20 protein-coding genes are annotated in these 18679 nt (G+C 57.6%); 8 read left to right on the top strand and 12 right to left on the bottom strand.

All coding sequences use genetic code 11. The features are described from left to right. The first annotated feature begins 23 nt into the window (after positions 1-23). Genes metG through nth form a run of 8 tightly spaced genes read left to right on the top strand, consistent with a single transcriptional unit; the run spans position 24 to position 8211 of the window. Positions 24-2054: a methionine--tRNA ligase gene (gene metG, locus MLD04_RS08485; protein WP_248157010.1), complete on the top strand. Its 2031-nt coding sequence runs from the start codon at positions 24-26 to the stop codon at positions 2052-2054. 24 nt (positions 2055-2078) lie between these two features. After that, positions 2079-2660 (top strand): electron transport complex subunit RsxA, encoded by a 582-nt coding sequence (gene rsxA, locus MLD04_RS08480; RefSeq protein WP_008937971.1) that lies wholly within the window; start codon positions 2079-2081, stop codon positions 2658-2660. Positions 2661-2676: 16 nt separating this feature from the next. Then, positions 2677-3255 (top strand): electron transport complex subunit RsxB, encoded by a 579-nt coding sequence (rsxB, locus tag MLD04_RS08475; RefSeq protein ID WP_248157000.1) that lies wholly within the window; start codon positions 2677-2679, stop codon positions 3253-3255. After that, on the top strand, positions 3255-5075 hold the full coding sequence (gene rsxC, locus MLD04_RS08470) for an electron transport complex subunit RsxC (protein WP_248156998.1): 1821 nt from the start codon (positions 3255-3257) through the stop codon (positions 5073-5075). Before rsxB ends, rsxC begins: the two co-directional genes overlap by 1 nt. 21 nt (positions 5076-5096) lie before the next feature. Beyond that, positions 5097-6149, top strand: a complete 1053-nt coding sequence (rsxD, locus tag MLD04_RS08465) for an electron transport complex subunit RsxD (RefSeq protein WP_248156996.1) — start codon at positions 5097-5099, stop codon at positions 6147-6149. A 3-nt stretch (positions 6150-6152) separates the two neighbouring features. Next, positions 6153-6824, top strand: a complete 672-nt coding sequence (gene rsxG / locus MLD04_RS08460) for an electron transport complex subunit RsxG (protein WP_248156994.1) — start codon at positions 6153-6155, stop codon at positions 6822-6824. Position 6825: 1 nt separating this feature from the next. Beyond that, positions 6826-7545: an electron transport complex subunit E gene (locus tag MLD04_RS08455; RefSeq protein ID WP_248156992.1), complete on the top strand. Its 720-nt coding sequence runs from the start codon at positions 6826-6828 to the stop codon at positions 7543-7545. Between the two features lie 27 nt (positions 7546-7572). Then, positions 7573-8211, top strand: coding sequence for an endonuclease III (gene nth / locus MLD04_RS08450; RefSeq protein WP_248156990.1), 639 nt, complete (start codon positions 7573-7575; stop codon positions 8209-8211). Positions 8212-8267: 56 nt separating this feature from the next. Here nth and MLD04_RS08445 read toward each other — a convergent pair whose 3' ends face one another. The 12 genes from MLD04_RS08445 to kdsA form a co-directional block, all read right to left on the bottom strand. Continuing rightward, a complete protein-coding gene (locus tag MLD04_RS08445) occupies positions 8268-8843 on the bottom strand; it encodes a chalcone isomerase family protein (protein ID WP_248156988.1) in 576 nt (191 codons plus the stop codon). A 195-nt stretch (positions 8844-9038) separates the two neighbouring features. Next, on the bottom strand, positions 9039-10025 hold the full coding sequence (gene rpoS, locus MLD04_RS08440; RefSeq protein ID WP_248156986.1) for an RNA polymerase sigma factor RpoS: 987 nt from the start codon (positions 10023-10025) through the stop codon (positions 9039-9041). 199 nt (positions 10026-10224) lie between these two features. Beyond that, on the bottom strand, positions 10225-11010 hold the full coding sequence (locus MLD04_RS08435) for a peptidoglycan DD-metalloendopeptidase family protein (RefSeq protein WP_345799618.1): 786 nt from the start codon (positions 11008-11010) through the stop codon (positions 10225-10227). Positions 11011-11261: 251 nt separating this feature from the next. Then, complete coding sequence (locus MLD04_RS08430; protein ID WP_379883680.1) at positions 11262-12239, bottom strand: polyprenyl-phosphate transporter; 978 nt, start codon at positions 12237-12239, stop codon at positions 11262-11264. Further along, a complete protein-coding gene (locus tag MLD04_RS08425) occupies positions 12236-12892 on the bottom strand; it encodes a protein-L-isoaspartate(D-aspartate) O-methyltransferase (protein WP_248156969.1) in 657 nt (218 codons plus the stop codon). The genes MLD04_RS08430 and MLD04_RS08425 overlap by 4 nt, the downstream gene beginning before the upstream one ends. Then, positions 12889-13659 (bottom strand): 5'/3'-nucleotidase SurE, encoded by a 771-nt coding sequence (gene surE / locus MLD04_RS08420; protein ID WP_040886631.1) that lies wholly within the window; start codon positions 13657-13659, stop codon positions 12889-12891. Before surE ends, MLD04_RS08425 begins: the two co-directional genes overlap by 4 nt. Positions 13660-13680: 21 nt before the next feature. After that, positions 13681-14724, bottom strand: a complete 1044-nt coding sequence (truD, locus tag MLD04_RS08415; RefSeq protein WP_379883456.1) for a tRNA pseudouridine(13) synthase TruD — start codon at positions 14722-14724, stop codon at positions 13681-13683. Next, on the bottom strand, positions 14721-15200 hold the full coding sequence (gene ispF / locus MLD04_RS08410; protein ID WP_248156965.1) for a 2-C-methyl-D-erythritol 2,4-cyclodiphosphate synthase: 480 nt from the start codon (positions 15198-15200) through the stop codon (positions 14721-14723). The genes truD and ispF overlap by 4 nt, the downstream gene beginning before the upstream one ends. A 28-nt stretch (positions 15201-15228) precedes the next feature. Continuing rightward, a complete protein-coding gene (ispD, locus tag MLD04_RS08405) occupies positions 15229-15945 on the bottom strand; it encodes a 2-C-methyl-D-erythritol 4-phosphate cytidylyltransferase (RefSeq protein WP_248156963.1) in 717 nt (238 codons plus the stop codon). Positions 15946-15997: 52 nt separating this feature from the next. Continuing rightward, the gene (locus tag MLD04_RS08400) at positions 15998-16270 is read right to left on the bottom strand and encodes a septum formation initiator family protein (protein ID WP_248156961.1); all 273 of its coding nucleotides are present in this window, start codon (positions 16268-16270) and stop codon (positions 15998-16000) included. A 192-nt stretch (positions 16271-16462) separates the two neighbouring features. Further along, positions 16463-17755, bottom strand: a complete 1293-nt coding sequence (eno, locus tag MLD04_RS08395) for a phosphopyruvate hydratase (protein WP_248156960.1) — start codon at positions 17753-17755, stop codon at positions 16463-16465. 78 nt (positions 17756-17833) lie between these two features. Then, positions 17834-18679 (bottom strand): 3-deoxy-8-phosphooctulonate synthase, encoded by an 846-nt coding sequence (gene kdsA / locus MLD04_RS08390; protein ID WP_248156951.1) that lies wholly within the window; start codon positions 18677-18679, stop codon positions 17834-17836.

The raw sequence follows: 18679 nt of genomic DNA, 5'->3' as shown, positions 1-18679 counted from the left end.
TCACAGAAGGTTCGGACATCACCATGACGCAAGCGAGCAAGCAACAGCGCGACATTCTGGTTACCAGCGCCCTGCCCTATGCCAACGGGCCGATCCACCTGGGTCACCTGCTGGAATACATTCAGACCGATATCTGGGTGCGCTATCAGAAAATGCGGGGCCAGAACTGCTACTACGTTTGCGCCGACGATGCTCATGGCACTGCGATCATGCTGAGAGCGGAGCGGGAAGGCATCACGCCGGAGCAGTTGATTGATCGAATCCGTCAGGAGCACCAGCAGGATTTTGCCGGTTTTCATATCCGTTTCGACAATTATTACTCCACCCATTCCGAGGAGAACCGCTTCTTCTCCGAATACATCTATCGCCAGCTTCAGGAAAACGGGCACATTGCCACCCGGAACATCACCCAGTTCTTCGATCCGGAGAAGGAGATGTTCCTGGCAGACCGGTTTATCAAAGGGACCTGTCCCAAATGCAAGACCGAAGACCAGTACGGAGACAACTGCGAAGCCTGCGGTGCCACCTATACGCCGGCGGAGCTGATCAACCCGCGCTCTGCCGTATCTGGCGCCACGCCGATTGAGAAAGAGTCCGAGCACTACTTTTTCAAACTCCCGGATTTCCACGATTTCCTGGCCAAGTGGACCCGCAGTGGCACCCTTCAGCCGCAGGTTGCCAATAAACTGGCCGAATGGCTGGATGCCGGGCTGCAGGAATGGGATATCAGCCGTGACGCCCCCTACTTCGGCTTTGAGATTCCTGACGCGCCGGGCAAATTCTTCTATGTCTGGCTTGATGCCCCCATTGGCTACCTGGCGAGCTTCAAGAACATGTGTAACCGCGAGAACATCGACTTCGAGCACTTCTGGCGAGCCGATTCCTCCGCCGAGGTCTATCACTTCATCGGCAAGGACATCATCAACTTCCACGCCCTGTTCTGGCCGTCCATGCTCCACGATGCCGGCTTCCGGACGCCGACAGCCGTCTGGGCCCATGGCTTTGTGACCGTGAACGGCAAGAAGATGTCCAAGTCCCGCGGCACCTTCATCATGGCGCGCACCTACCTGGATCACCTGGATCCCGAGTACCTCCGTTACTACTTCGCCGCCAAGCTGACCGGGGGCGTGGATGACATGGACCTCAATCTTGAGGACTTCGCCGCACGGGTCAATTCGGACCTTGTCGGCAAGGTCGTCAATATTGCCAGTCGTAGCGCCGGCTTTATTACCAAACGGTTCGATGGCCAGCTGGGTGAAGTGACCGAGCAGGAGAAGCTCCGGGAGTTCATTGAAGCCGGAGAACAGATCGAAGAGTTCTTCGAGACCCGCGAATTTGGCCGGGCCATGCGCCGGATCATGGAGCTGGCCGACATCGCCAACCAGTACGTGAACGACGAGCAGCCCTGGGTCATTGCCAAACAGGACGGCCAGGATGGAAGGCTGCACGCGATCTGCACGAATGCCATCAACATGTTCCGCATCCTGATGACCTACCTCGCGCCGGTTCTGCCGAAAACAGCCGAGGCATCAGAGGACTTCCTGAAGGCCAAGCTGGACTGGAACAACCGCAAGGAACTGCTTGAAAACCACGGCATCAGCAAGTTCAAGCCGTTGATGAATCGAGTGGACATGGCCCAGATCGAGAAAATGCTCGATGCCTCCAAGGAGGAACTGCCCGCAGCGACCGGTCAGCCCGAACCGGCTGCCAATCTTGAACCGATTGCGGACGAGATAGAATTCGGTGATTTCGCGAAAGTGGACCTTCGGGTGGCTAAAATTGTCAAAGCAGAGCATGTCGAGGGGGCAGACAAGCTTCTCCGCCTGACACTTGACATAGGGCATGGCGAACGCAACGTGTTTGCTGGTATCAAGTCTGCCTACAAGCCGGAAGAGCTGGAGGGCCGAATGACCGTCATGGTGGCCAACCTGAAAGCTCGAAAAATGAAGTTCGGACTGTCCGAGGGCATGGTCCTTGCGGCTGGCCCCGGCGGGAAGGATATCTTCATTCTTTCTCCGGATTCCGGTGCCACTCCCGGCATGCGGGTGATGTAAGCAAATCGAGGTACGAAAGATCCGATGACAGAGTATCTGCTGATCCTGGTCAGTACTATCCTGGTGAACAACTTCGTGCTGGTGCAGTTCCTGGGCCTCTGTCCGTTCATGGGCGTGTCCGGGAAGCTGGAAACCGCCATGGGCATGTCGTTGGCCACCACCTTCGTGCTGACGCTGTCATCGGTATGCAGCTACCTCGCCTACACCTACCTGCTTGCACCGCTGGACCTGGCCTTTCTCAAGACGATCACGTTTATCCTGGTCATCGCGGTCGTGGTTCAGTTCACCGAGATGGTGGTTCGCAAGACCAGTCCCCTGCTTTACAGGGTTCTCGGCATTTTTCTGCCCCTGATCACAACGAATTGCGCGGTTCTCGGGGTTGCCCTGCTCAACCTGAACAAGCACAACAATTTCGTCGAATCCGTTCTCTATGGGTTTGGCGCGGCTCTCGGCTTTTCCCTCGTCCTGGTACTGTTCGCAGCCATGCGGGAGCGTATCGCGGTTGCTGACGTACCGGTTGCCTTTCGGGGCGCTGCGATTGGCATGGTAACGGCGGGGCTGATGGCGCTGGCGTTTTTGGGCTTTACCGGTCTGGTCACCGTCTGACGGAGCGTAGGTTGTTATGTGGACTGGCATTATCATCGCCGTTGTCGTTCTGCTGGCCCTGGCCCTTGTGTTCGGGGGCTTGCTGGGCTTTGCCTCCGAGCGTTTCCGGGTTGAAGGCAATCCACTGGTAGACCAGGTTGATGCGCTCTTGCCCCAGACCCAATGTGGCCAGTGCGGGTTTCCGGGCTGTCGCCCCTATGCCGAAGCCATCGCCAATGGCGAATCCATTAATAAGTGTCCGCCCGGGGGCGAGGCTACCATTAAGGCCCTGGCCGACCTGCTCGACGTCGAACCGGAACCACTCGATGCGGAACATGGAGAGGAGCAGGCCAAGCGGGTCGCTGTTATCCGGGAGGACGAATGCATTGGCTGTACGAAGTGCATCCAGGCATGCCCTGTGGACGCCATCCTGGGGGCCGCCAAGCACATGCACACCGTGATCGAGAGTGAATGCACCGGCTGCGACCTCTGTGTCGAGCCCTGCCCCGTAGACTGTATCGACATGGTCACCGTTGAACCGGATATCCGCACCTGGACCTGGTCGCCACCCGAGCCCAGCATTATTGCGACCGATCGTCAGGGAGTAAGCGCCTGATGACACAGCTCTGGGACTTTGCCGGGGGCATCCACCCGGCCGAAAACAAACATCAGTCAACCCGCAGCCCGATCCGGGACGCGGGCATTCCCGATTTACTTGTCCTGCCCCTGCAGCAACACATTGGCGAACCGGCGGAGCCACTGGTCGAGGTCGGTGAGCGTGTGCTCAAGGGCCAGAAACTGGCGGATGTCCGCAGTGGCATTGGCGTTCCCGTCCACGCCCCCACGTCCGGAATCATCGAGAGCATCACTGAGCGGCCCGTGCCGCATCCATCGGGCCTGGATGACTGGTGCATCGTGCTGAGACCAGACGGTGAGGATCAGTGGCGGGAGCGTCAGCCGATTACCGAATACCGGAAGCTGGAGCGGGAGACGGTTCTTGAGCGGATTCGGGAAGCGGGCATTTCCGGCATGGGCGGTGCGGGCTTCCCGACCAACATCAAACTTCGGCCCCCGAAGGATCGCAAGGTCGACACGCTGATCCTCAATGGCGCTGAGTGCGAACCCTACATCACTGCCGATGACATGACCATGCGCGAGAAGGCGACCGAGGTCATCGCCGGGCTCAAGATCATGGCCTGGATCCTGCGCCCGGAGCGTTGCGTCATCGGCATTGAAGACAACAAACCCGAAGCCATCGAAGCCATCAAGACCGCCTGCGAAGGCACCCAGATTGAAGTTGCCGTGATTCCGACCAAGTACCCGTCGGGAGGCGAAAAGCAGCTGATCCGGATTCTGACCGGCCTGGAGGTTCCCAATGAAGGGATTCCCGCCGACATCGGCGTGATGTGCCAGAACGTAGGCACCGCGGTGGCCGTGGCACGGGCCATGCTTGAAGATTCGCCCCTGATTTCGCGAATCGTAACGGTCACCGGAGATGCCGTGCGGGAGCCGGGAAACTACGAAGCGTGGATTGGCACCCCCATCGAGCACCTGCTGACCAAGGCGGGTGTCGATGAGAAAAAGCTGAATCGGCTGGTGCTCGGCGGCCCGATGATGGGTTATACCCTGACCACGACGGCCATCCCCGTTACCAAGACGACCAATTGCGTCATCGCGGCGACGGCGGCAGAACTTCCCGATCCCCCAACGGAACAACCGTGCATCCGTTGCGGCCAATGCGCCGAAGTCTGCCCGATGGAGCTTCTGCCCCAGCAACTGTTCTGGTATTCGAAGTCTGAAGAATTCGAGAAAGCCGAACACCTGAACCTGTTCGACTGCATTGAATGCGGGGCCTGTTCCTACGTTTGCCCAAGTTCCATTCCCCTGGTCCAGTACTACCGCTATGCAAAGGGTGAAATCCGGGTTCAGCGAGCCGAACAATTAAAGGCTGACCGGGCCCGTGAACGCTTTGAAGCCCGCAAGGCAAGGCTCGAGAGGGAGCAGGAAGAGAAAGAACTGCGCCGCAAAGAACGAGCCAGGGCCGCCGCGGAAGCCCAGGCCCGAAAACAGGCTGAGGCTGAACAGGCGGCGGAAACCGGTGACGCCACGGACGATCGCGCTGCCAAGGCAGCACTGGTGCAGCAGGCTCTCGAACGCAAGAAAGCGAAGGTCGCGACGGGCGAGCAAAAGTCCGCTCCGGAACAGGACGACAAACCAGATATTGAAGCTCTTGAGAAGCAACTGACCCAGGCCCGATCAAAGCTTGAAACGATGCAACGGATGCTCGATGAGGCGAAGGAACAACAGGCTGATAACGTCGACAAACTTGAACGCGCGGTCGCCAAGAACCACGATCGGGTAGCCAGGGCGGAACAGGCCTTGCAGGAAGCCCGCGAGGCCCCGGCGAGAAATACCGAAAACCAGACGTCCGATTAACCGAGCCAAGGCCCGATTCTCATGGCATTCGTTCAACAGTCTTCACCACACGCCCGTAACGCCCGACCGACGTCGCGCGTTATGCTCTGGGTCATCATCGCTGCGCTTCCCGGTCTGCTGGCGCAAGTCGGCTTTTTCGGATGGGGCAACCTGATCAATGTAGTCTGGTGCATCGCCGTCGCTGTCGGTTCCGAGGCGGCATTCCTCACGCTTCGCAAAAAGCCGGTTGCTTTCTTTCTCAGGGACAACACCGCAGCCGTTACCGGATTGCTGCTGGGCTTGTCCCTGCCGCAGTTTGCGCCCTGGTGGGTATCCGGTATTGCCGTGGTCACCGCCATCGTCATTGCCAAGCAACTCTACGGCGGACTCGGCTCCAACCCTTTTAATCCGGCCATGGTGGGTTACGCCCTGGTCCTGATTTCGTTCCCCGTCGCCATGACCACCAATTGGGCAGAGCCGTCCGGCCTGTTCAACGGCGCCCCGGATTTCACGGACACCCTGGGCCGTATTTTTTCCGCCTCCCAGACCAGCTTCGACGGCTGGACCATGGCCACCCCTCTTGATGAGTACAAACATCAGATCGCATCACACACGGCTGCGGAAGTTCTGAATCACCCCATGTTCGGCGATGGAATCGCCAAAGGGTGGGAATGGGTGAACCTGGCCTTTCTGGCAGGCGGGTTGCTGCTTGTTTTCCTGCGGATCATTACCTGGCACATTCCGGCCGGATTTCTGGGCGGGTTGGCTGTTATGAGTCTCGCCTTTGGCAGTAACGCCGACCAGTACGCCCCCCTGACCCTTCATCTGCTGGCCGGGGGAACCATGCTTGGTGCGTTCTTTATTGCGACCGACCCGGTTTCCGCGGCGACAAGTCATCAGGGCAAGCTGATCTATGGCGCCGGAATCGGCATTCTGATTTACATCATTCGTACCTGGGGCAACTATCCGGATGCCGTCGCGTTCAGCGTGCTGCTGTTGAATTTTGCCGTGCCATTCATCGATCACTACACGCCACCACGCACGTATGGCCATCATAAGCCACGGCGTGGCGTTCCGGGCAGGAATCAGGGGTAAAGCATGGCCGCACTTGCACAGTCCATTCGTCGTAGCGCCATTGGCCTCGGTATATTTGCCATCATTACCGGCGGTTCGATCGCCGTCACCCAGGCGCTCACACAGGAAAAGATCCAGGAACAGGCGGCCCGGGCAGAAGCCAGTGCTTTGTTCGAAATCTTTCCGGAGAGTGGCCACGATAACGATCTGTTGAGGGATACCGTCCAGTTGCCCGCCAGCGAACGGCTGGCAACGCAAGGGCCGGTGCAGGTCTGGGTTGCCCGGGATCAGGGAAAGCCGATAGGTTTCATCATGCCGGTGATCGCCCCGGAAGGTTACTCGGGAGACATTCACCTGCTGGTCGGGCTGGACGTTGAGGGCAAAGTGATCGGCGTACGGGTGACGCGCCACAAGGAAACCCCCGGCCTCGGCGACCGGATCGAAACCAAGAAATCCGACTGGGTGACGGAATTCAATGGCCGATCTCTGGACAATACGCCCCCACCACAGTGGAAAGTAAAGAAAAACGGAGGGGTGTTCGATCAGTTCACTGGCGCCACCATTACTCCCCGGGCCGTCGTCAAATCGGTCCAGAGTGCGCTGGTCTATTTCCGACAGAACCGAAAGGAAATCCTGTCCCGACTGGGGGCTTCAGAACGACCGGTCGGCCATTCAATGAGAAGGGGGCAATCCTGACATGGCAAGCAAAACTCCGGCAGAGATCGTCAGAGATGGGTTATGGGACAATAACCCGGCGCTGGTTCAGGTGCTGGGCCTCTGTCCGCTGCTCGCCGTAACCAGCACTGTTGTCAATGCTGTCGGGCTTGGTTTGGCGACGTTGATGGTTTTGATAGGGTCCAATCTCGCCGTATCCCTGATTCGTAACTTTGTCAGCGAATCGGTCCGTCTACCGGCTTTCGTGATGATCATCGCATCGTTTGTCACCTGCGCCGAACTGCTCATGCAGGCCTACACCTACGAGCTCTACCAGATCCTCGGGATCTTCATTCCCCTGATCGTCACCAACTGTTCCATTCTTGGAAGGGCCGATGCTTTTGCCTCCAAGAACCCTCCGCACCTGGCCGTGCTTGACGGCGCCATGATGGGACTCGGGTTTCTCGCCGTTCTGATTGTCCTGGGAGGCATGCGAGAGCTTATTGGGCAAGGCACCCTGTTTGCCGACATGCAGCTCCTGTTTGGTCCGATGGCATCGAACTGGGTGATCCGTCCATTCGAAAACTACCCTGGCGTGCTGTTCATGGTGCTGCCACCCGGAGCCTTCCTGGGGCTGGGTTGCCTCATCGCCCTGAAAAACGCCATCGATCATCACCGGCAGGCAAAACGCGCCAAAGAGACGGCACCGGAGACCGTCAGTAGCGGAAGCATACGGGTCCGTGTCACCGGAAACGTCTCATGATCCACCCTAAGAGCTCTTCCGGACGTCATGAATAAACAGAAACGCGTTGAGATCTTTTCCCGCTTGCGGGAAGCAAATCCCTCACCGACCACCGAGCTGAACTACTCCAGCCCGTTCGAACTGCTGGTGGCGGTTATTCTATCGGCCCAGGCAACGGATGTGGGGGTCAACAAGGCGACAGACCGTCTCTTTCCCGTTGCCAACACGCCGGAAGCCATCCTGTCCCTCGGTGTGGAGGGGCTGAAGGAATACATCAAGACCATCGGACTGTTCAACAGTAAAGCCGAGAACATTATCAAAACCTGCCGGATTCTGATCGACCAACACGGCAGCAATGTCCCGGATAACCGTGAGGCGCTCGAGGCTTTACCTGGCGTAGGCCGGAAGACCGCCAACGTTGTACTGAATACGGCCTTCGGTCAGCCGGCCATGGCCGTGGACACGCATATCTTTCGGGTTTCGAATCGCACCGGCATTGCGCCCGGCAAAAACGTGCTCGAAGTCGAAAAGAGACTGCTCAGACTGGTCCCGAAGGAATTTCTCCAGGACGCCCACCACTGGCTGATTCTTCACGGCCGTTACACCTGCACCGCGCGTAAGCCCAAGTGCGGTGCCTGCATTATCGAAGACCTGTGTGAATTCAAGCAGAAGCGGGATTACCTCTGACCGGACACAAAAAAGCCGATGTGACGAATCACATCGGCTTCTGTCAGCTGCCGGGATCAACGCTTACCCAGCATTTCCTCTTTCAGGTCTTCCTGAGCCGGCTTGTCCGACAGCCAGATTCCGAACAGGGCCTTTTTAAAGGCCAGCCCGCCGATGGTATCTTTCACCTTGCCGTTCTTCAGCACACGAACGCCCTCATCGGGAACGTAGACCAGATCGAACACGTCGCCTTCCTTGATCTCGTCCTTGAAGACGTCCATAAAGCGATCAATCTCGTCCTGAACCGGTGCCATGTTGCCGTGGGTGGACGCTTCGAAGCCCTCCAGAGTTGCTTCGGTCATACGGTCACTGGTGATGAGACCAGAGATGATGTGGAGCGTGATCGCCTGGGGTTCGTCGGCGTCGATGACAGCCTGTCCGTCGCTTTCGGCCTGGGGAACGTAGAGACCGCCAACGTATAGATCCATGAACCATTTGGAACGGGTTCCCGCACCATTGAGCTTCAGATCCGTTCCCATGGCCTGATAGGTTTCAGGCACATCCACACCTTCGATTGTGCGTGCAGAAACAGGAGCTGACAGAACCCCCGCCATCAGAAGTGATGCAACACCTGTCAACAGAGCCTTCTTCATAGTCCTTTCCTATTCAGTCGTTATTATTCACGTGTTTCATTCGTACCAGGTGACAGCCATATCTCCCCCGGTCCGCGCATTCTAGCAATGTCGCCAAGGGCCTTAGCGCAACCTGGTTCTCATTTGGACACCATGAAAACAGAAAAGCCGGCCCTGAACACTGGCCGGCTTTTTCTCAATTCGCGTCACGAAGGATTATTTGAACAGCAGATTGCCAGAGAGTCCCTCTTTCTCGAGGATTTCCCTCAGTCGACGCAATGCCTCAACCTGGATCTGACGGACGCGCTCCCGCGTGAGACCGATCTCCTGCCCGACTTCTTCAAGCGTGCTTACCGGGTAACCCCGAAGCCCGAACCGCCGGGACAGTACCTCCTGCTGTTTGTCACTGAGCTGATCAATCCACTTCTCCAGGCAAGAGCACATGTTGTTGTCCTGAAGCAGGTCCGCAGGATCCGATGCCCCCTCATCCGCCACGGTATCCAACAGGGATTTCTCACCGCCAGACCCGATGGGGGTGTCCATGGACGCAACACGCTCGTTCAGCCCCAGCAGACGCTCGACATCCTCTACCGGCTTGTCGACCAGCTTCGCAATCTCTTCGGCCGACGGCTCGTGGTCCAGCTTCTGAGTCAACTCACGCGCTGCCCGCAAGTAAAGATTGAGCTCTTTTACCACGTGAATCGGCAGACGGATCGTCCGCGTCTGGTTCATGATAGCCCGTTCGATGGTCTGACGAATCCACCAGGTGGCATAGGTCGAGAACCGGAACCCTCGCTCGGGATCAAATTTCTCCACCGCCCGGATCAGACCAAGGTTGCCCTCCTCGATCAGATCCAGCAGCGTCAGGCCCCGATTGACATAGCGGCGCGCGATTTTAACCACCAGACGGAGGTTGCTCTCGATCATCCGCTTCCGGCCTGACTCCTCGCCTTTCTGGGCCAGTCGCGCGAAGTAGACTTCTTCTTCGGGTGTCAGTAGGGGTGAAAAACCGATTTCGTTCAGATAGAGCTGGGTCGCGTCGAGCTGCTTCTGGCTCGTAAAATATCGGCCCTGTGTGGGGAAGTCCTGGTCGGCGTCTCCCGCCGACGGCTTTGCCACCTTGTCTTCTGCGAGCAGCTGATCCTCGGATTCTTCCAGATCCTCTACCCGATCAATGATGATGTCTTCTTGCTCAGCTGACATGTTTATTGCCCCGCCTCTCAATAATCCTGTATGAACGCCCGATACTTCTTTTTATTGCGGACACCTGTAGCTGTGTTCGTGTTTTTTCTTCAGGACATTTGTTGGTTGGCCGGCTTGAGCCGGTCACTTGTTGTTATTGTTTCTGTCGCGGTTTCTGTCAGTGCCGTTGTTCGCAGCATCCCGGCTGCAAATCGCCGGATTAACGCGGAGGGAGATAATGGATGGGATCGACCGGATTGCCATTTTTCCGAATTTCGAAATGCAACATGGGTCTGTCCGCACCACTGCTTCCCAGTTCAGCGATAACCTGGCCGGCTTTCACATCCTCCCCTTCGTGCACCAGAATTTTCCGGTTATGGGCATAAGCACTTAGATAGTGCTCATTATGGTTCACAATAATCAGATTGCCGTAACCTAGCAACCCATTCCCGGCGTAGACCACATTGCCTTTGGCCGCAGCCTTGACCGGCTCGCCGGGTTTTCCGGCAATATCAATGCCTTTGTTGACTTTACCGGATGTTGAGTAACCTGCAATTACGGTGCCAGCGTGAGGCCATCGCCAATTCACGTGGGCCACCGTCTGGGTCCGTTTTTCCAGGGGTGCATTACGGTCAGCCGAGCGGGTCACCTCTGGTCTGGGAGCCGAACTCGGAGTCTGCACCGGAGGCGGTCTTTGTCGGGTGCTGGCTGATGCGGTGCGGCCCGATGATGATCGATTATGGGTCGCAGATGTGACCGTGCCGCGAAGATCCAGACGCAGCACCTGTCCTGCCTCAATGGTCCAGGGCGGGCCGATGCCATTGGCACTGCCAAGTTCCCGGTAGTCCCTGCCGTATCGCCACGCGATACTGTAAAGGGTTTCGCCGGGCTGAACGACGTGCCTCCCCCAATAGACCGGCGGATTATAAAGATCGTCCTGATAGATGGCAGAGGTGTTACAGCCACCCAGTATGGACAGGACGATTCCCAGGATCAGAATTTTCAGAGCACGAGTGAAGGGGCAGGTACCGGAGGGGAACCGAAGTATGACCGGACAGGTGGCGTGGAGGCATCCACGAAAGAATCTCACAGAAATAAAAATGCCCCAGTTATAATAAATCCGTATAAAACGGACAGTGAATCTATGCAGATTCTAAAGTTTTAAAAGTAACTTGCTAATTTATTGCACATTTTCCCTCGCAATCCAAGTTACGCACCAGCCAGGGGTGTTACCGCCGGAAACACTGTTTTTGTGCGTCAGGTAACACTTCTGCGAGATCCGAGCCATTCAATTCCAAGGACCAGAGCAAGGCCGAGGCAAGCCATGACCAAAGCCACCAGCAACTGAGGATCCTGCCCTGTCACCTGGTGAAAGGTTTCCGGACTGACACTCAGCTCCGTCAATGGCACACGATCCCCGGAATGGTTGATCCGCCAGCTCAGCGTTTCCTTCCATGGCCAGACCTTGTTGAGCGCACCAATCATAAAGCCGGTCAGCAGTGCCATCACGTAATCGTGGAAATGATGAAATGCCCAGGTGATCAGGCGGGCAATAGACAGCAGTCCCAGAAGGCAGCCGGCACCGAATAACAGAAGAATACCGAAATCGCCGGATTTAACAGCACCAAGAACGGGTGCGTACATGCCAATAATCAACAAAATGAAGCTGCCGGATATTCCCGGAAGGATCATGGCACAAATGGCCAGTGCACCGGCTCCGAAAAAAGCCAGGGATGACGGTGAAACCTGACCTGCCGAGAGGGTTGTCACCCACCACGCAATGGCAGTGCCCACCAGCAGGGGCAAGGCAAGTGGCCATCTATATCGCCGGACCTGACGGCCGACGTGCCATACCGAGGCTATGATCAGCCCGAAGAAGAAACTCCAGATCAGTACCGGATAATTCATCAGTGCAAAGGTAATGGCAGACGCCAGGGTAACCACGCTGGTCAGAATGCCGGCCAGGAGACAAATGAGGAATGTCCCGTCCGCCTCCTGCCAGAAGGCTCCGACCCTGCCCCGCACCAGGTGACGGAAGAAAGCCACTGGTAGCGCGCTGATGGCTTCCAACAACCGGAAATAGATGCCGGTAATAAAGGCAATCGTGCCACCGGATACTCCCGGAACGACATCGGCCGCACCCATTGCAACCCCCCGGATGAATACACCCAGGGGGCGCTGGTTCGTACCTTCATGGCTGGATGAACGTGAGCTCTGAGTCTCGGAAACCGTCATCGAATGACTCCCCCAAGCAGAGGTACAAAATGTACCGGTTCCAGTTCCCGGTGTTCGAAACGATCACCACGGCGAATCACTTCCACCAGCATTTGCTTTTCCTCTCCAACAGGCGCAATCAGAACGCCGTTATCAGCGAGCTGTTCAAGCAGCTCCCGGGGTACTTCTATCGGTGCCGCGGTCACGACGATACCATCAAAAGGGCCGCGCTCAGGCCAGCCCATTCCACCATCCGCATGTTTCAGCTGGACGTTCCGGGAACCCAGTTGTCGGAGGCGCTCCCTGGCCCTGTCCTGCAACGGCCTGATTCGCTCAACACTGCAGACTTCGGGAACCAGATGGGCCAGAACGGCGGTCTGATAGCCGGAGCCTGTGCCGAGTTCCAGCACACGAGCCGGCTCATGCGCCATCAGAATCTCGGTCATCCGGGCGACAATGTAGGGCTGGGACAGTGTCTGGCCATATCCGATCGGGAGCGATGTATCCTCGTAGGCGCGATGGGCCAGCGCCTCGTCCAGGAAAATATGACGGGGAACGTTGCCAATGGCTTCAAGAACGCGCTCATTTTCAATGCCGCCCTCCCGAAGCCGCTGAACCAGACGCATGCGAGTCCGGCGGGAGGTCATGCCAATACCCTGGAGCTGAGCACTCATTGGTCGGTTTCTCCCCCGAAGCCAAGGCCATCTACCCAGTCGCGCAGAGATATCAATGCCTCATGCCGGGTCATATCGATATGTACCGGCGTGATGGACACATAACCCTCGCGGACTGCGTGGAAGTCGGTACCGGGTCCGGCATCGCCGCCGGCACCCGCCGCCCCTATCCAGTAACGCTGCTTACCCCGGGGGCACGTCATGGGAACTGCGCCTTCCGCACGCTCCCGGTGGCCGAGACGCGTCACACGAATACCGGCAATCCTGTCCCATGGCAGGTCCGGCACGTTGACGTTGAGTATGGAACGGGGACCGAGCTCCAGGGGCTGACGCTGCTCCAATAACAAACGCACAACGTGGGCCGCTGTTTCATAGTGGAAGTGGCCATCATTAACCAGCGATACCGCAATGGCAGGCAATCCGAGGTGCCGTCCCTCCGTTGCTGCCGCTACCGTACCGGAATAGATGATGTCGTCACCGAGGTTGGCGTGGGTATTGATACCGGAAATCACCCGGTCGAAAGGCTGCTCGAACAGACCGTTGACAGCAAGGTGCACGCAGTCTGTAGGTGTCCCGTCTACTGAGCGAAAGCCATTGGGATGCGTCTCGACAGTCAGTGGACGGTTGAGGGTCAATGCGTTACTGGCGCCACTGTGGTCACGGTCAGGTGCCACCACTTCCAGATGCCCCAGACCCTGAAGCCCCTCATACAGAGCTACGAGCCCGGGCGAATGTACACCATCATCATTCGACAAGAGAATGCGCACTGTGTTCTCCGCTAGCGTTTTTTATTGATTATCGGGACCAAGGCTACGGTCCTCCAGTTCCAGAACATCTCCCAGAACCGTTGTGGCAAATTGACCCGGCGCCAGCTGAAACTGCACTTCCAGCACATCGTCCGCGAGCCAGCGCCAGGTCAGATTGTCTGGTCGTGCCACCAGCGGTCGGCGTTCCGGTTTCATGCGTGTTGCGGAAAACAACGCCGCAATGTCGGGATGCTGCGCGACGACGTCGCGCTCCAGCCGTTCCTGATCGCCGGTGGCGTCGGTTCCACCATCGCCCCACATAGGGCCTGTGGGCGCGTCTCCAGGCTCGGCTGGCTCCCCCGGAAGAGGATCCCTCCAACTGCCATCACTCACCCGGGCAGCCAGCACTTCATTAAAAAGCCACGAGCGTGCTGCCGAAAAGTACAATACGTTTTTCGTTCTTTGACTGCCACCTTTGGCGCCACGTTTTGACCGCCGATTCAGTCGTGCCGGATCGATCTGCAGGGCCTTGTCGAGGTTCCCTCCGCCCCTTCCGAACCGTTGCGGACCAAAATAGTTTGGCGCGCCCATGTCCCGCAGACGGCTTAATGCTTCATCCACGGGACGCCGATCACCAGAAACCGCTCGAAGCACGATCGTAAACCGGTTGACTGCATGATCTCCCCGCCTGAGCTTCTTCGGCGCCCGGGTCTGCGACAGCACCCGCCAGTGCTCGCCAATTCGGTCAATCAGGGCCGCATCATCCTGCTCCAGTCCCGGACGATAAAGGCTGAACCATTGAGTTGTGACGGCGTGACGATCCTTGAGACCGCAATATCCGACATCGAACGAACGGCAACCGACCAGGCTGGCAAGTGTGCGGGCCACGTAGTCGGTGTTATCGCCAACCTTTTCAAGCAGGAGAAAGAGATGCTCGCCCTCCCCGGCAGGCATCTCGGTATCCGCAAGATGCTCGTCCACACGGAAGTCCTCGGGAGAGCATTTCAGCCATGCCCGCCCGGCACGGCCTGAGGAAGTAGGCCAGTCCAATCGCCAGTTACCGGGAGTCGAACCGCCGTCGTTCACAGTGCCCCCGATTCAAGCAGGCAGATAGCCTGACAGGCAATGCCCTCCGAGCGCCCGGTAAAACCAAGCCGCTCGGTTGTGGTTGCCTTGACGCTGACCCGGCTGACGGAGATGCCCAGGTCCTCGGCAATGTTCATGCGCATGGTCTCTACGTGAGGCGCCATTTTCGGAGCCTGCGCGATGATCGTGGTGTCGACGTTAACGACCTCGAATCCTGCCTCGCGAACACGCTCAACGACACGGCGCAGCAGATCCCGGCTATCTGCACCAGCCCACTCGTCACTGGTATCCGGGAAAAAATGCCCAATGTCCCCCAGCGCTGCGGCTCCCAGCAAAGCATCGGAGAGGGCATGCAGCAGAACGTCACCATCAGAGTGCGCCTTCAGCCCTCTTCCATAGGGAATCTGAACACCGCCAAGCGTCACAAAACTGCCATCGCAGAAGGCGTGGACATCGAAGCCCTGACCAATTCGCATGTTGTTCTCCGATAAAAAGGAATCCGTTTCAGACGGAGTCCGTCTGTAGCCGTTCCAGAATGAAACTGGCCAGCTCAAGATCCGACGGTACGGTGATTTTAATGTTATCCGGTCGCCCTTCAATAAGAACCGGTCTGTCGCCCATCATTTCCAGTGCAGAAGACTCGTCCGTAACCGTGTATCCCCGCGAAAGACATTGCTCCAGAGCGCGGGTGAGTGCGCCGAAACGAAACATCTGGGGGGTCAGTGCACGCCAGAGATGCCGCCTGTCTATCGTTGTGTCCACCCGGGCCGGCTCGCCACTATCCGCCTGTTTGAGCGTATCGGTCACCGGCGCTGCCAACAAGCCGCCCACCGGGTGATCCGATAAAGCAGTCAATAACCGTGACAGATCACCGGAATGGAGACAGGGGCGCGCCGCGTCATGGACCAGAACCCAGTCATCTGGCTGCGCCTGTTCCTGAAGGGCGTGCAATGCCGAAAGTACCGAATGCACCCGTTCCTCGCCACCGGTGCAGGTCTGAATCCTGTCGTCGCCGGAGGCCTCCGTATCCTGCCACCACCGATCCCGCGCATTGAGGGGCACCATGCAACCGGCAAAATCAAACTGGTCGAGAATCCGGGACAATGTAATATCGAGGAGGTACCGATGCCCCAGCGTCAGGTACTGTTTAGGCAATTCGGATTTCATTCGGGTGCCGATTCCGGCGGCGGGAACGACAAGCCAGTGTTTGGGTTTGTTCATGAGGCATTCGCACGAGGTAGGGAAACCCAGGCGCCCGGAACTCAACAGTTCATCAATTGTCCACGACGAGGAAGAACGTTTCGTCCTTGCGGATCAGTCCGAGATTCATACGGGCCCGCTCTTCCACGGCCCCCTGTTCATTGCGAAGGTTGCGCACTTCCGCATACAGGCTTTCATTGCGAGCGGCAAGATCCGCATTCTCGGCACGCTGATCTGCGATGGCGTTCTTGAGGGACCACACCTGCGCGAAACTGCCCTCCCCGACCCACAGGCGAACCTGAAGCAGGAGTATGAGCACAACCATGATTGCCCAGAGCGTTTTCATCTCGATCCCGTATAAACTTTAACCAGCCAGCAAACCAGCGATGAGTGTTGAGTATAGACCCTAGAGTAGATTAGCAACAAATTGTTCTAACTGGTTGTACAAAAAGGCCATCGTGTCCGAATTTTCACCCGGAACGCGATGGCCTTAACATTTTGTTACCCGAAAACCGGCGGCACTCGGGTAACGGGCGCTTTACTGCCCCTTAATTTCACTCAGGCCGCGATACGGCGCTTTGCCTTCCAGTGCTTCTTCGATTCGCAGCAACTGGTTGTACTTGGCCACACGATCAGAACGACACAGAGAGCCGGTTTTGATCTGGCCCGCACAGGTCGCAACGGCAAGATCGGCAATGGTGGTGTCCTCGGTTTCGCCTGAGCGATGGGAGATCACCGCGGTGTAACCGGCATCCTGAGCCATCTTGATGGCATCGAGAGTCTCGGTAAGACTGCCAATCTGGTTGAACTTGATCAGAATGGAATTGCCGACTCCCTTGTCGATACCCTGTTTGAGAATTTTCGTGTTGGTCACAAACAGGTCATCGCCCACCAACTGGACTTTGCTGCCCAGCTTGTCGGTGAGCACCTTCCAGCCATCCCAGTCACTCTCGTCCATGCCGTCTTCAATGGAAACAATGGGATAACGCTCGGAAAGACCCGCCAGATAATCGGCAAAGCCTTCGGAATCGAAGCTCTTGCCCTCACCAGACAACTGGTACTGGCCATCCTTGTAGAATTCGGAAGAGGCACAGTCCAGCGCCAGGGTAACGTCTTTGCCCAGCTCGTATCCGGCCTTTTCTACCGCTTCCTTGATGGCGGCCAGTGCGGCTTCGTTCGAAGGCAGGTTCGGGGCGAAACCACCCTCGTCACCCACGGCGGTATTCAGACCCTGGGCCTTCAGAACTTTCTTCAGGCTATGGAAAATCTCCGCACCGACACGAAGCGCTTCGGCGAAACTCTTGGCCGCAACCGGCTGGACCATGAATTCCTGGATGTCGACGTTGTTGTCAGCATGCTCACCGCCGTTCAGGATGTTCATCATCGGAACCGGCATGGAGAACTTGCCGGACGTTCCGTTGACGTCGGCAATGTGCTCATACAAAGGCTTGCCAAGCGCCTCGGCTGCGGCTTTGGCAGCCGCCAGGGAAACCGCCAGGATCGCATTGGCGCCGAGGTTGGCCTTGTTCTCGGTACCATCGAGATCAATCATGATCCGGTCCAGTGCGCGCTGGTCCGCCGCGTCTTTACCTGTCAGCGCCTCGCGAATCTTTCCGTTTACAGCCTCAACAGCCTTGAGCACACCCTTGCCCAGATAACGGGACGCATCACCATCCCGCAGCTCCAGAGCTTCGCGGGAACCGGTAGAGGCGCCAGAGGGAGCACAGGCACGGCCAAGGGTACCGTCTTCCAGGATAACGTCCGCTTCCACGGTGGGATTACCGCGGGAGTCCAGAACCTCACGGGCTTTGATGCTAGCAATCTTGGTCATTCGACTGATTCTCCAGGTTTTCTATATCTAAACGGTAATGACTTGTTATTGGGCATAGAGCAAAACAAACACCGCCAATCAGGCGGTGTCGATTGCTTTAAAGCTTTTTACCAGATCATCCACAGCCTTCACCCGCTGCAGGAAAGGCTCCAGCTGGCTGAGCCGCAGAGCGCAGGGGCCATCGCACTTGGCTTTGTCCGGGTCCGGGTGCGCTTCCAGGAACAAACCGGCCAGCCCCTGGGACATACCAGCCAGTGCCAGATCGGTCACCTGGGCACGGCGGCCACCGGCCGAATCCGCTCGTCCGCCGGGCATTTGCAGGGAATGGGTGACATCGAACATCACGGGCACATTCATCGCCTTCATGATGCCGAAGCCGAGCATGTCCACCACCAGGTTGTTATACCCGAAGCTGCTGCCCCGCTCACACAGGATCACTTTGTCGTTACCGGCTTCCTCACACTTGGTGATGATGTGCTTCATCTCCTGCGGCGCGAGGAACTGGGCCTTTTTTACATTGATCACGGCGCCGGTTTCAGCCATCGCCACCACCAGATCGGTCTGGCGGCTCAGGAAGGCCGGCAACTGGATGACGTCGCAGACCTCGGCCGCAGGGGCGGCCTGGGAAGGCTCGTGAACGTCGGAAATAATCGGCACCCCAAAACGGGCCTTGATATCAGCGAGGATCTGAAGCCCCTCGTCGAGCCCCGGACCCCGGAAAGAATGCACGGAAGATCGATTGGCCTTGTCGAACGACGCCTTGAATACGTAAGGGATTCCCAGGCGACCACAGACGTCCACATAGGTTTCTGCCACCTCAAAGGCTAGCTCCCGGGATTCGAGCACGTTCATGCCTCCGAAAAGCACGAAAGGCTGATCGTTGGCGACCTCAATATCTGAAACGGCAACGGAGCGCTGAGCCAT

Source organism: Marinobacter koreensis, from assembly GCF_023156285.1.
GTDB lineage: Bacteria > Pseudomonadota > Gammaproteobacteria > Pseudomonadales > Oleiphilaceae > Marinobacter > Marinobacter koreensis.
The sequence above is the reverse complement of the archived record's forward strand: the minus strand, read 5'-3'. Positions and strand labels throughout refer to the sequence as shown.

Coding starts and splice junctions, on each gene's coding strand:
- metG (WP_248157010.1), top strand. CDS start 24: ATGACGCAAGCGAGCAAGCAACAGCGCGACATTCTGGTTACCAGCGCC.
- rsxA (WP_008937971.1), top strand. CDS start 2,079: ATGACAGAGTATCTGCTGATCCTGGTCAGTACTATCCTGGTGAACAAC.
- rsxB (WP_248157000.1), top strand. CDS start 2,677: ATGTGGACTGGCATTATCATCGCCGTTGTCGTTCTGCTGGCCCTGGCC.
- rsxC (WP_248156998.1), top strand. CDS start 3,255: ATGACACAGCTCTGGGACTTTGCCGGGGGCATCCACCCGGCCGAAAAC.
- rsxD (WP_248156996.1), top strand. CDS start 5,097: ATGGCATTCGTTCAACAGTCTTCACCACACGCCCGTAACGCCCGACCG.
- rsxG (WP_248156994.1), top strand. CDS start 6,153: ATGGCCGCACTTGCACAGTCCATTCGTCGTAGCGCCATTGGCCTCGGT.
- MLD04_RS08455 (WP_248156992.1), top strand. CDS start 6,826: ATGGCAAGCAAAACTCCGGCAGAGATCGTCAGAGATGGGTTATGGGAC.
- nth (WP_248156990.1), top strand. CDS start 7,573: ATGAATAAACAGAAACGCGTTGAGATCTTTTCCCGCTTGCGGGAAGCA.
- MLD04_RS08445 (WP_248156988.1), bottom strand. CDS start 8,843: ATGAAGAAGGCTCTGTTGACAGGTGTTGCATCACTTCTGATGGCGGGG.
- rpoS (WP_248156986.1), bottom strand. CDS start 10,025: ATGTCAGCTGAGCAAGAAGACATCATCATTGATCGGGTAGAGGATCTG.
- MLD04_RS08430 (WP_379883680.1), bottom strand. CDS start 12,239: ATGACGGTTTCCGAGACTCAGAGCTCACGTTCATCCAGCCATGAAGGT.
- MLD04_RS08425 (WP_248156969.1), bottom strand. CDS start 12,892: ATGAGTGCTCAGCTCCAGGGTATTGGCATGACCTCCCGCCGGACTCGC.
- ispF (WP_248156965.1), bottom strand. CDS start 15,200: ATGCGAATTGGTCAGGGCTTCGATGTCCACGCCTTCTGCGATGGCAGT.
- ispD (WP_248156963.1), bottom strand. CDS start 15,945: ATGAACAAACCCAAACACTGGCTTGTCGTTCCCGCCGCCGGAATCGGC.
- MLD04_RS08400 (WP_248156961.1), bottom strand. CDS start 16,270: ATGAAAACGCTCTGGGCAATCATGGTTGTGCTCATACTCCTGCTTCAG.
- eno (WP_248156960.1), bottom strand. CDS start 17,755: ATGACCAAGATTGCTAGCATCAAAGCCCGTGAGGTTCTGGACTCCCGC.
- kdsA (WP_248156951.1), bottom strand. CDS start 18,679: ATGGCTCAGCGCTCCGTTGCCGTTTCAGATATTGAGGTCGCCAACGAT.